The organism is Micromonospora sp. HM5-17 (assembly GCF_003762835.1).
Lineage (GTDB): Bacteria > Actinomycetota > Actinomycetes > Mycobacteriales > Micromonosporaceae > Plantactinospora.
The window spans coordinates 396,570-408,585 of the sequence record NZ_RJWA01000006.1 but is presented as its reverse complement, the minus strand read 5'-3'; the positions used below and the strand labels follow the sequence as shown (position 1 = coordinate 408,585).

11 protein-coding genes are annotated in these 12,016 nt (G+C 73.9%); 4 read left to right on the top strand and 7 right to left on the bottom strand.

Going from position 1 to position 12,016, the window contains the following annotated elements:
- Window positions 1-14: 14 nt before the first annotated feature.
- The 4 genes from EF879_RS19635 to EF879_RS19620 are packed head-to-tail and all read right to left on the bottom strand — an operon-like array spanning window position 15 to window position 3,938.
- Window positions 15-1,367, bottom strand: a complete 1,353-nt coding sequence (locus tag EF879_RS19635) for an MCE family protein (RefSeq protein WP_123560652.1) — start codon at window positions 1,365-1,367, stop codon at window positions 15-17.
- A 2-nt stretch (window positions 1,368-1,369) separates the two neighbouring features.
- Complete coding sequence (locus EF879_RS19630; protein ID WP_123560815.1) at window positions 1,370-2,173, bottom strand: ABC transporter permease; 804 nt, start codon at window positions 2,171-2,173, stop codon at window positions 1,370-1,372.
- A gap of 2 nt (window positions 2,174-2,175) precedes the next feature.
- Window positions 2,176-2,925, bottom strand: a complete 750-nt coding sequence (locus EF879_RS19625) for an ABC transporter permease (protein ID WP_199736528.1) — start codon at window positions 2,923-2,925, stop codon at window positions 2,176-2,178.
- A gap of 38 nt (window positions 2,926-2,963) precedes the next feature.
- Window positions 2,964-3,938 carry an ABC transporter ATP-binding protein gene (locus tag EF879_RS19620; RefSeq protein ID WP_123560650.1) on the bottom strand — a complete coding sequence of 325 codons (975 nt, stop codon included), beginning with the start codon at window positions 3,936-3,938 and terminating at the stop codon, window positions 2,964-2,966.
- 251 nt (window positions 3,939-4,189) lie between these two features.
- Here EF879_RS19620 and shbA point away from each other — a divergent pair, with 251 nt between their 5' ends.
- The 4 genes from shbA (at window position 4,190) to EF879_RS19600 (ending at window position 8,058) form a co-directional block, all read left to right on the top strand.
- Window positions 4,190-4,768 carry an RNA polymerase sigma factor ShbA gene (gene shbA / locus EF879_RS19615; RefSeq protein WP_123560648.1) on the top strand — a complete coding sequence of 193 codons (579 nt, stop codon included), beginning with the start codon at window positions 4,190-4,192 and terminating at the stop codon, window positions 4,766-4,768.
- Window positions 4,765-6,000 carry a hypothetical protein gene (locus tag EF879_RS19610; protein ID WP_123560646.1) on the top strand — a complete coding sequence of 412 codons (1,236 nt, stop codon included), beginning with the start codon at window positions 4,765-4,767 and terminating at the stop codon, window positions 5,998-6,000. Before shbA ends, EF879_RS19610 begins: the two co-directional genes overlap by 4 nt.
- A 261-nt stretch (window positions 6,001-6,261) precedes the next feature.
- The gene (locus tag EF879_RS19605; RefSeq protein WP_123560644.1) at window positions 6,262-7,083 is read left to right on the top strand and encodes a TrmH family RNA methyltransferase; all 822 of its coding nucleotides are present in this window, start codon (window positions 6,262-6,264) and stop codon (window positions 7,081-7,083) included.
- 321 nt (window positions 7,084-7,404) lie between these two features.
- Window positions 7,405-8,058 carry a hypothetical protein gene (locus tag EF879_RS19600; protein ID WP_199736512.1) on the top strand — a complete coding sequence of 218 codons (654 nt, stop codon included), beginning with the start codon at window positions 7,405-7,407 and terminating at the stop codon, window positions 8,056-8,058.
- Between the two features lie 103 nt (window positions 8,059-8,161).
- On the opposite strand, the gene EF879_RS19595 is transcribed toward EF879_RS19600, so the two are convergent.
- The 3 genes from EF879_RS19595 to EF879_RS19585 are packed head-to-tail and all read right to left on the bottom strand — an operon-like array spanning window position 8,162 to window position 11,858.
- Complete coding sequence (locus tag EF879_RS19595) at window positions 8,162-10,381, bottom strand: xanthine dehydrogenase family protein molybdopterin-binding subunit (RefSeq protein ID WP_123560643.1); 2,220 nt, start codon at window positions 10,379-10,381, stop codon at window positions 8,162-8,164.
- Window positions 10,382-10,383: 2 nt separating this feature from the next.
- Window positions 10,384-11,358: a xanthine dehydrogenase family protein subunit M gene (locus tag EF879_RS19590; RefSeq protein WP_123560641.1), complete on the bottom strand. Its 975-nt coding sequence runs from the start codon at window positions 11,356-11,358 to the stop codon at window positions 10,384-10,386.
- Window positions 11,355-11,858 carry a (2Fe-2S)-binding protein gene (locus EF879_RS19585; protein WP_199736527.1) on the bottom strand — a complete coding sequence of 168 codons (504 nt, stop codon included), beginning with the start codon at window positions 11,856-11,858 and terminating at the stop codon, window positions 11,355-11,357. The genes EF879_RS19590 and EF879_RS19585 overlap by 4 nt, the downstream gene beginning before the upstream one ends.
- Window positions 11,859-12,016 lie beyond the last annotated feature (158 nt).

Sequence of the window (12,016 nt, the reverse complement as noted above, 5' to 3'; positions counted from 1 at the left end):
CTCGTTACGCTCGATCACTTCGCGTTCACCACCGCTCCCCGCAGCAGGGGGCCCCAGAGCAGGACCGCGATGTCCGGCACCTCGACCGGGAGGCTGCCGGTGGCGGCCCCGATGATCGGCTTGAGCAGGTTCCGCTCCTCCTCGGTGCCGGCGTACCCCATCGCCGGCCCGGGGCCGGCAGCCGGTGCGCCGCCGGCCGGCCCGGCCGTGTCGTCGCGGTTGCCGACCGTCGTCGCCGGGACGCCCACCGGCAGCCTCACCGGGCCGGGTCGGGGGCCCTCGTGGTCGTAGCCGTCCTCGATGCGTACCTCCGGCGCGGGCGGCGACGGGTTCGGCAGTTCCCGGCAGTGCGGGCCGGTGCGCGCGCCGTACACCGGGTCGTCGCGGCCGGGCTGGTAGGCGCCGTTGTCCCGGGTGACCTCCAGGGTGATGTGCATCCGTCCGTTGCGGAACACCTCCTCGACTCGGGGCTGCAGGTTCACCAGCCCGCGCATCAGGCACGGATATTCGGGGGCGTACGCGGCCAGCAGCTCGAGCACCGGCCGGCTCACCTGGCCGAGTCGGATCAGCTGGTCGCCGTGCCGTTCGAGGAAGAACCGGGTCACGTCGGCGGCGTCGGTGCCCTCGGCGAGGAAGGCGGCGAGCTGCGTCCGCTGGTCGGCGACGGTGGTGGCGGTCGGTGTCACGTCCCGCAGGACGCTCAGCAGGTCCGGGAGCACCGCCTCGTAGCGCTCCAGCACGGTGGCGAGCCGGCGGACGTCCTCGGTGATGGTCGGCAGTTCCTGGTTCAGCTCCCGCAGGTAGCCACCGAGGGTCGTCAGGTTCTCCCCGAGCCGCTCACCGCGTCCGTCGAGGGCGGCGGCGATCGCGGCCAGGGTGGCGGCGAGCCGGTCCGGCCGGATGGACTGGAGCAGCGGCAGCGCCTCGTCCAGGACCCGCTCCAGTTCGACACCGTTGCGGCTGCGGTCCTGGGTGATGACGGCGCCGTCGCGCAGCGGCCCGGCGCTCGGGCCGGTCGGCGGGACCAGCGCGACGTACCGCTCGCCGAAGAGGGTCTTGGGCAGCAGCCGGGCGGTGACCTCGGCCGGTACCTGCCGGATCAGCACCGGGTCGAGGGCCAGCGTGAGCCGGGCCCGGCTGCCGTCGCTGCTGATCTCGCGGACCTCGCCGACCGGTACGCCCCGCAGCTTCACCTCGGCGCCCGGATTGAGCTGCATCCCGGTCCGGGTGGTGTAGAGGGTCACCCAGGCGACCGGGGTGAAGACCTTGCGGTACTGCAACACGGCGAGGGAGAGCGCCGCACCGAGCACCAGCACGAAGACGATGCCGAGGACCCGACGGCCAGCGGCCGAACCCCGTTGCTCCATGGTCACCCCGCGATCCGGACGGTCGTGGTCGCGCCCCAGATGGCCAGCGACAGGAAGAAGTCGACGACGTTGACCGCGACGATCGCGAGTCGGACCGCCCGGCCGACGGCGACCCCGACCCCCGCCGGGCCGCCCGTCGCCGTGTACCCGTACCAGCAGTGGACCAGGACGACGATCACGCTGAAGACCAGCACCTTGCCGAACGACCAGAGCAGGTCGACCGGGGGCAGGAAGAGGTGGAAGTAGTAGTCGTAGGTGCCGGCCGACTGGCCGAAGTAGACCACCGCGATCGTCCGGGTGGCGAGGTAGCTCGAGAGGAGCCCGATCACGTACAGCGGGACGACCGCGACGAACCCGGCGATCATCCGGGTGGTGACCAGGAACGGCAGGGAGGGGACGCCCATCACCTCCAGGGCGTCCACCTCCTCGGAGATCCGCATCGCGCCGAGCTGGGCGGTGAAGCCGGCGCCGACGGTCGCCGAGAGCGCCAGCGCCGCGACCAGCGGCGCGATCTCCCGGGTGTTGAAGTACGCCGAGACGAAGCCGGTGAACGCGCTGCTGCCGAGCTGGTTGAGCGCCTGGTAGCCCTGGAGCCCCACCTCCGTGCCGGTGAAGAAGGTGAGGAAGCAGATCACCCCGACCGTGCCGCCGGCCACCGCCAGGGCACCCCGGCCGAAGCTGATCTCGGCGAGCAGCCGGAGCACCTCGCGGCGGTACCGGCCGACCGCACGCGGGGTCCAGGCGAAGGCGCGCAGGTAGAAGGCGAGTTGCCCGCCGAGGTCGTCCAACGCGCGCAGCACCGACACCGTCACATCCCCCGCTGTGGCACGACCTGGAAGTAGACGGCGGTGACCACGAAGTTCAGCGCGAACAGCAGCATGAAGGTGAGCACGACGCTCTGGTTCACCGCGTCCCCGACCCCCTTCGGGCCGCCCTTGGCGGTCATCCCGTGGTACGCCGCCACCAGCGCGGCGACCGCGCCGAACAGCAGCGCCTTGACCTCGCCGACGATCAGGTCCGGCAGCTGGCCAAGGGCCTGGAAACTCGCCAGGTACGCCCCCGGCGTACCGCCCTGCATGACCACGTTGAAGACGTAGCCGCCGATCACCCCGACCACGCTGACCAGCCCGTTGAGCAGGACGGCGACCACCGCGGTGGCGACGATCCGGGGCGCGACCAGGCGGTGCAGCGGGTCGATGCCGAGCACCTCCAGCGCGTCCAGCTCCTCCCGGATCTTGCGGGAGCCGAGGTCGGCGCAGATCGCCGAGCCTCCGGCGCCGGCGATGATCAGGGCGGTGACGATCGGGCTCGCCTCCCGCACCACGGCCAGCACCGAGGCGGCGCCGGTGAACGACTGGGCGCCGAGCTGGCGTACCAGGGAACCGAGCTGTAGCGCGATGACCGCACCGAACGGGATCGCCACCAGGGCAGCCGGCAGGATCGAGACGGAGCTGACGAACCAGGCCTGTTCGACGCACTCCCGGACCTGGAACGGGCGCCGGGGCAGGCAGCGGAGCGCGTCCAGGGCGAACGCGAAGAAGCGCCCCGGTCCGCTCAGCCCGGCGGCGACCCGGCTTCGCACCGCGCCCGGCGCGCTCACGACGGCGCCCCGGTCGGCTGCCGGACGCTGCCCTGGACACTCTGGAACGATCCCGCCGGCGGCACGACCCCGTGCTCCGCGCACCACCGGCCCGGCGGGTGCTCGGCCCGGCGGGGCCGGCCGTTCGAGGGGGCGAGCTGGAGCGGGATCGGCGGGAGCGGCGGGAGCTCCACCCCGGACGCCGCCTCGGCGGCCAGCTCGTCGGAGTCCTTCTCCTCGGCCATCCCGATCGGTCCGATCCGCTGGGCGTTCAGGAACTGCCGCACCACCGGTTCGGTGCTGGACAGCAGCATCTCCCGGGGGCCGAACATCGCCAGGTGCCCGTGGTAGAGCAGCCCGATGTTGTCCGGCACCGTCCGCGCGGTGTTGATGTCGTGCGTGACGATCAGGAACGTCGCGTCGGTCTGCTGGTTGAGGTCGATGATGAGCTGGTTGAGGTACGCGGTGCGGACCGGATCCAGCCCGGAGTCGGGCTCGTCGAAGAGGATGATCTGCGGGTCGAGCACCAGCGCCCGGGCGAGGCCGGCCCGCTTGCGCATCCCGCCGGAGATCTGCCCCGGCAGCTTCTGCTCGGCGCCGAGCAGCCCCACCATCTCCAGCTTCTCCTGCACCACCGCCCGGATCTCGGACTCGGACCTGCGGGTGTGCTCCCGCAGGGGGAACGCGACGTTGTCGTAGATGGTCATCGAGCCGAAGAGCGCGCCGTCCTGGAACAGGACACCGAAGAGCCGGCGGATCTCGTAGAGCTCGCGTTCGGAGAGTTCCGGCAGGTTCCGGCCCGCGATCCAGATCGCGCCCCGGTCCGGACGGAGCAGCCCGACCAGGGTCTTGAGAAAGACCGACTTGCCGGTGCCGGAGGGGCCGAGCAGCACCGAGATCTCGCCCGCCGGCAGGGTCAGGGTCACGTCCGACCAGACCGGCTGGCCGCCGAAGGACGTGGTCAGCCCCTCGACTCGTACCTCGATGCCCATCCCGTGCTCCCGCCCGCGTCGTGGACCGGCGGCCGTGGCCCGCGCGCCGTCCGCCTGTCGCCGTCTGTGGTGGACATCGGCGCCGGCGTGGTTCGCGTAACAGGAGAGACCGGTATTTCTTCGATCACTTTCCGTGGGGTACGTCGGTGACCAGCGTCGGTCCGCATCGATCCACCCCCGGCGGTGGTGCGATCACCGGGCGCCCGATACGGTGCGGGTTAACCTGCCGGTAATGAAGGTGCAGCCCGTACATGACCGCAGCACCCGAGCCAGAACTCGTCGCGCGGGCCGCTCGCCGGGACCCTGAGGCGACGGCGGCGCTGCTCGCCGAGGTCCGCCCCGGCCTGGTCCGGTACTGCCGGGCGCGGCTCGGCCGGATCGGCGGCGCGTACGCCACCGCCGACGACGTGGCACAGGAGGTGTGCCTGGCGGTGCTGCGCGCGTTGCCCCGCTACCAGGACCAGGGGCGCTCGTTCTCGGCCTTCGTCTACGGCATCGCCGCGCACAAGGTCGCGGACGCGCAACGGGCCGCGGTCCGGGACGCCGCCGTCACCACCGCCGCCGTCCTGCCCGACGAGCCGGACAGCGAGCCCGGTCCCGAGCAGCGTGCCGTCGCGACCGACCTGGCCCGCCGGCTCTCCGAGCTGCTGGCCCGGCTCCCCGAGGTGCAGCGGGAGATCGTCCTGCTCCGGGTGGCGGTCGGTCTCAGCGCCGACGAGGTCGGTCTCATCGTGGGCATGTCGGCCGCGGCCGTGCGGGTGGCCCAGTCCCGTGCTCTCGCCCGGCTCCGGGTCCTCGCCGGCACCGCGCTGAGCGAGGTGGCAGCGTGAGTACCGTCGGAGCCGGTGCCGAGCGGGACGATGGCGGGCATGGACGGGACGACGAGGTGAGCGGGCGGAAACCGGAGCCGACGGACGCGGGAGCGGACGCCGATCCGTGGGCGGGTGCGTGCGACGCCTCCGCCGCCGGCTCTTCTCGACCGGACGGGTCCGCTGCCGAATCCGCCCGGTCTGGCCCGTCCGACGCGCCGTGCCGCGACCCGTTCGACTCGCCACGGCTCGACCCGTCCGACTCGATGCCCCTGGACCCGGAGGTCCTCGCCGCCGACGACCTGCTGCTCGACGCGTTGGGGCGCGGCGAGCCCGCACCGGCCGGCGACCCGCTCGCCGGTCTGCTCGCGGCGTGGCGGGCGGAGCTGGCCGACGGCGACGCGCCGGAGCCCGAGCCCGCAGCGACCCGGTTTGGCCGGACCGCCGATCCCCGCCGGTCCGACGATGCGGCCGCGCCACGCGGCGCCGACGGCGCGGCCGAGCCAGGATGTGGCGCCAGCGCGGCCGAGGCCGGTCCGGGTCGCGGCGACCCGGCGACGCGCCCCCTGTCGCGACCCCGGTCGCCGCGACCGGGTCGCCCCCGCCGCACCGGGCGCGACGCGGATCGGCCGCACCCGACCGGCCCCGCCGGACGTTCCCGGCCCGGGCGGCTCGGCCGGCGCCTGGGCCTGTCGACGGTGGCCGCCCTGGTGACCACCGCGCTGATCGGTCTCGGGGTCAATCAGGCCGGGCCGACGAGCGTCTTCTGGCCGATCGCGACCGCGGTCTACCCGGAACGGTCCGCGGTGCGGGCGGTCGAGCACTCGCTCACCCTCGCCGCGGACGCCGTCCGCCGCGGCCGGTACGACGAGGCCCGACGTCACCTGGACGAGGCGGCCGCCCAGGTGACGGAGGTACGGGATCCGCTTGAGGCGGCACGGCTGCGCGCCCGGATCGACCGGCTCCGCCGGGCGCTGCCCGCCGTCGCGGAGCCGGACGCCGCGCCGCGCTCCAGCCCGGCGGCGCCGTCGGGGCATCCGTCCAGCCCGGGCCGCGGCCGACCAGACCCGACGCCCGCCACGCCGAAGGGCCGGTCCCCGACGCCGCGGCCCTCGGCGTCGAGCGGACCGTCGGTGCGGCCCACCCCGCCCCGGGTGCTGCCGTTGCCGGTGCCGGTGCTGCCCTCGCTGCTACCGTCGGGGCTGCCGCTGCTGCCCAGCGGCGGCTGCCTGCTGCTCTGCCCGCCCGATTGACGGTCCGTGGGCCAATCGTCTCCGCTCCGGTGGCCTAGGCCCGCGGTTGCCGTCGACCGCGGCCTTCGGCATCCGGTGGGGCCGCCGCGGGTCCGGCCCACGCGGCGTTCCGGCGTCACGGAGGCGCCACGATCCGCGGCCCGGCCCGCCCGGCGGATGCGGTCGGGGAGCCGGAGCCCGCGGGCCTGCGGCGCTGCCGCATACTGGGCTCCGGTCGTGCCGGTCTGGGCGTGGCCTGCGGTGACGGTTTGAGGGGGCGAGGTGGCGGCTGCGCTGCGGGTGACGACGCGTAATGCTCGGTTCCAGCAGTGGGCGGCCCTGCTCACCAACCGCACCAAGCGGCAGCGCAGCGGTGAGTTCCTGGTCCAGGGGGTCCGGCCCATCACCCTCGCGGTGGAGCACGGATGGCCGGTCCGGGCCCTGCTCTACGACGCGGACCGGCCGCTGTCGCGCTGGGCTCGTGACCTGCTCGGCCGCGTACCGGCGACCCCGGTCGCGATGGCCGCCGACCTGCTGCGGGAACTCGGGGAGAAGGATGACGCCCCACCGGAGTTGATCGCGGTGGTGGCCCTCCCGGCGGACGACCTTGACCGGATTCCGGTCCATTCCGACCTGATCGTCGTCGTCTTCGACCGGCCGACCAGCCCCGGGAACGTCGGCACGCTGGTCCGGTCCGCCGACGCGCTGGGCGCCGCCGGGGTGATCGTCACGGGGCACGCCGCGGACGTCTACGACCCGAAGGCGGTTCGGGCCAGCACCGGGTCGGTCTTCGCGGTGCCGACGGTCCGGGTCCCGGGTCCCGCGCCGGTGCTCGACTGGGTCGCCCGGATCCGGGCGTCCGGCGTGCCGCTGCGGGTGGTCGGCACCGACGAGCACGGCACCCGCGACATCGCCGCGGTGGATCTGCGCCAGCCGACCCTGCTGCTCGTCGGGAACGAGACCGCCGGGCTGAGCGCCGCCTGGCGGGAGGCCGCCGACGAACTGGTCCGGATTCCGATGTACGGGGCGGCCAGCTCGCTGAACGCGGCAACCGCGGGTTCGATCGCGCTCTACGAGTCGGTGCGGCAACGACGTGCCCGGTGACTGGCACCCTGCGGGTGTCGCGTCGCCCTTGATCTGATCGAAGTGCTCCGATACCTACCCGGAGGTGGGCAAGAAAGGCCTTTCCAGCTGGTGACCCGTCCGGTCCGGTGGCCCGTGCCCGGTTTCCGTCCCGCCTATCCGACCCAGGGAGGAACCGATGGCAACCACCACCCGGGCCCGGCCCGCCCGTCCCCGTCGCGGCTGCGCCGTCCTCGTCGGCGCGGCCGTCACCGTGCTGCTGGCGCCGCCGGGGTCGCGGCCGTTCCGATCCCGGCCTCGGCCGACATCACCACCTGCGGCGCCGGGTCGTTCCAGGCCGAGGTGACCCGCGCCGGCGGCACCTGGACCGCCCGCGACGGTGGCACCACCGTCTACAGCGGCACCAACCTGCTCGAGGCGATGCGGCGGGCGGTTGGCAGCCTGACCCCGGGACGCACCTCCATGCAGCGGGTGGTGGTCCGCGGATCCGGCGAGATCAACGCCAACCAGTCGCTCGACCTGCCCAGCTACACCGGCCTGGAGGTCTGCGGCACCATCACCGTCGTGGGTACGCCGACCGCGGACAACGCCGTGGTCCGGGCCCGGAACGTCACCGACGTCGACGTCCTCCACCTCACCGTCACCGGCTCGCCGTACTTCGGGGTCTTCGTGCGCAATGGCACCAAACATCCATCTCGGCCGGCTGGACCTGCGGCTCGGCGCGACCGGGCTCGGTGTTCGGATCGAGCGCAGACCGGCAGCAACGCCATCCTGATCGAGAACTGCACCAACGTCACGATCGCGGCCCGGAGCGGCAGCCTCCGGGACCGGGACATCCGGATCGCGGCCCGCGCCGAGTTCCCGCCGTCGTCGAACATCACGATCCAGAACCTGACCGTGACCAACTCGGCGATCATCGAGCGCCCCTGCGGCGGCGGCAACAACGTCTTCCGGAACAACACCCTGGTGAACAGCTCGCTGGACGTCTGTCGCTGACCGCCGTCCGACCTCCGGCCGGACGTGCCCCGCCGCTGGGAGGGCACGTCCGGCCGGCTCGGGGCGCGGTGGCCGCTGCCGCTGCTCTCCGCCCGGGTCCGGTTCAGTCCAGCAGCTTGTCCAGGGTGATCGGCAGGTCACGGACCCGTCGCCCGGTGGCGTGGTAGACGGCGTTGCCGATCGCGGCGGCGACCCCGACCGTCCCGATCTCACCGATCCCGCGCGCGCCGAGCGGGTTGAACAGGGTGTCCGGATGGTCGAGAAAGTGGACGTCGATCGGCGGCACGTCGGCGTTCACCGGCAGCAGGTAGTCCGCCAGGTTGGCGTTGGCGATCCGGCCGGTGGCCGGCTCCAGCCGCGAGCCCTCCAGCAGCGCCTGACCGATCCCGAAGATCACCCCGCCGACGATCTGGCTGCGGGCGGTCGTGGCGTTGATGATGGCGCCGGCGTCGATCACGGTGGTGATCCGGCTGACCCGGGGCTCGCCGGTCCAGCGGTTGACCCGGACCTCGCAGAAGTGCGCGCCGAACGAGGTGAAGGCGTACCGGCCGTGGTCGGGACCCGGTCCGGCGCTGCCGGTCGCCTCGACCGTGTCGAGGCCGACCGCGCCGAGCAGGGCGGGAAAGCCGATCCGGACCCCGGGGGCGACGAGCCGTCCGTGGTCGTAGTCGATCTCCTCGGCCGGTACGCCGTACAGCGGCGAGTCCTCGTGGGTCACGGCGACCCGGACCAGTTCGGCGATGGCGGCCCGGGCCGCGGCGGCGACCGCCGGGCCGGTGCTCGCGGTGGCTCCGGAGCCGAAGGCCCCGATGTTGGGCGCCAGTGTGGAGTCGCCGAGGTCGGGGCGGATCCGGTCGACCGGCAGGCCGAGCGACTCGGCGCCGAGGACGGCGAGGACCGTCCACATTCCCGTACCCAGGTCGGCGGTGGCACTGTCGACACCGACCGTGCCGTCGGCCCGGAAGCGGATCCGGACCGAGGCTGGGAAACGCTCACCGGGATAGTTCGCGGTGGCGACGCCGGTGCCGACCAGCCAGTCCCCGTCAATGGTCGAGCGTGGAACCGGATCGCGCCGGTCCCAGCCGAACCGCCGCGCACCGACCTCGTAGCACTCGGCCAGGTGCTTGCTGGACCAGGGCACGTTCCGACCGGGGTAGACCGTGGCGTCGTTGCGCAGCCGCAGCGTCACCGGGTCGATGCCCAGCTCGACCGCGAGCTCGTCGAGCGCGGTCTCCAGGGCGAACGAACCGGACTCCTGGCCGGGGGCCCGCATCCAGGTGGGCGGAGGGATGTCCAGGGTCACGATCCGCTGGTCGAGGTGGATGTTCTCGGCGCGGTAGAGGTAGCGCGAGGTGGTGTGCGCGGCGGCCTCGAACGTTCCGCCCGAGGCGGACTGGGTGGCGTACGCCTCGTGCCGGACCGCGACCAGGGTGCCGTCCCGCCGGGCGCCGAGGGTCACCGTCTGGGCCAGGCCGGAGCGGTGCCCGGTCACCGTGAATGTCTGCTCCCGGGTCAGCACGACCTTCACCGGCCGGCCCAGGACCCGGGCGGCCGCCGCGGCGAGCAGGGGATGGGCCCAGGTGGCGATCTTGTTGCCGAAACCGCCCCCGACGTGCGGGCTGACCACCCGGACCTGGGTCGGCGCCACGCCCAGCGCCGCCGCCACCGCCCCGACCGTCAGGGTGGCGCTCTGCGTACCCGTGTAGAGGGTGAGCCCGTCGTCCTGCCACTCGGCGGTCGCCGCGTGTGGCTCCATCGCGCAGTGGTGCTTGATCGGCTGGGTGTACCGGCCCGACAGCGTCACCTCGCTGGCCGCCAGCGCCGCCTCGATCGACTCGACCCCCGGGGCGAGGAACTCCAGCCTCGCCGGCTCGCCCATGATCGGGCCGGGATCCGTCGCGCCGGGGATGCCGTCGGGCAGGGAGGCCGCGGGCGGGTGCGCGTCGTATTCGGCGCGGACCAGCGCGGCGGCGTCCCGGGCCTGCTCGAAGGTCTCCGCCACGACCAGTCCGATCACCTGGCCGTAATAGCGGACCTCGGTGTCCTGGAGGGGCAGCCAGCGGTGGCCGACGCTGAACGGGTTGCCGGTGCCGTGCAGTTCGACCGGACGGAACGGGGTGAAGACCGCCAACACCCCGGGGGCCCGCTCGGCGGCGGCGACGTCCATGGCCCGGACCGTTCCCCGGGCCACCGTGCTGAGCAGCAGGTACCCGTGCGCCACCCGATCGACGGGTTGGTCGGCGGCGTACCGGGCAGCGCCGGTGACCTTGAGACGGCCGTCGACCCGGGAGACCGAGACGGTCCGGGGGGCTGAGCCGGACATCGTCACCCCGCCACCCTCATCAGGGCACGCACGATGACGCGCCGTACCAGCGTCGTCTTGAAGCCGTTCTGCGACAACGGGCGGGCGCCGTCCACGGCCCGCTCGGCGGCGGCCTCCGCGACCTCCACCCGGAGCGGGCGGCCACGCAGGGCGGCCTCCACCGCCGGCAGCCGCCACGGCCGGGTCCCGACGCCGCCGACCGCCACCCGTACGTCCCGGATACGGCCGCCGGCCAGGTCCAGGGCGACCGCGGCCGAGGCGAGGGCGAACTCGTACGACCGCCGGTCCCGGATCTTCAGGTACGTCGACCGGCGCGCCCAGGCCAGCGGCGGCACGGTGACCCGGGTGATCAGCTCGCCCGGCCGCAGGTCGTGCTCCAGGTGCGGGGTGTCGCCGGGCAGTCGGTAGAAGTCGGCGAGCCGGACGGCCCGGGTGGCACCGCCGCGCCGGACCAGCCGGACCGAGGCGTCCAACGCCACCAGCGCCACCGCCAGGTCACTCGGGTGGGTGGCGACGCAGGAGTCACTGGTGCCGAGGATGGCGTGGCCCCGGTTCTCGCCGTGCACGGCGGGGCAGCCCGTGCCGGGCTCGCGGCGGTTGCACGGGCTGGCGGTGTCCCGGTAGTAACCGCAGCGGACCCGTTGCAGCAGGTTGCCGCCGATGCTTGCCATGTTGCGCAGCTGGGCGGAGGCGGACTGGCACAGCGCCTGGCTGAGGAGCGGATACCCGTCGGCGACCAGCTGGTGCGCGGCGACGTCGCTCATCCGCTCCAGCGCGCCGAGGTGCAGGCCGTCCCGGTCGACCCAGACGCCCCGCAGCGGCAGCCCGTTGATGTCCACGACCCGACGCGGGGTCAGCACCTCGAGTTTCATCAGGTCGACCAGGGTGGTGCCGCCGGCCAGGTAGGCGCTGTCGGCGCCTACCTGCTCCAGCGCCTGCGGCAGGCTCCGGGCGGCGGCGTACGCGAACGGCCTCATCGCGCCGCTCCGGTGCGGGCGACCGTCCGTATCGCGGCGACGATGTTCTCGTACGCCCCGCAGCGGCAGATGTTGCCGGACATCTGCTCGCGGATCTCGTCGTCGGAGCCGGTGTGCCCCTCGGCGAGCAGCGCGACCGCCGACATGATCTGGCCGGGAGTGCAGAACCCGCACTGGAAGGCGTCGTGGTCGAGGAAGGCCCGCTGCACCGGGTGCAGCCGGTCGCCCTCGGAGAGGCCCTCGATCGTGGTGACCCGACGATCGGCGACCGTCACGGCCAGGGTCAGGCAGGCGAGGACCCGGCGGCCGTCGACGTGGACCGTACAGGCCCCGCACTGGCCCCGGTCGCAGCCCTTCTTGGTGCCGGTCAGCCCGAGGCGTTCCCGCAGGGCGTCCAGCAGGGTCACCCGGGGGTCGAGGCGGAGCCGTGCGGTACGGCCGTTGACGGTGAGACGGAGGTCGACCGGTCGTACCCCGGCGGCCTCGGACGCGGGTGCCACGCCGCCCGGGGCGGCGGTGGCCGGGGTGGGGACAGCTCCCGGGGCGGCGGTGCCGACGGCCAGTCCGGCGGAGGCGACGGCGGTGCCGCGCAGCACCCCGCGACGGGACAGGCCGGCGCCGGCCGGGGTCGCGTCGGGTTCGGACCCAGGGGTCATGC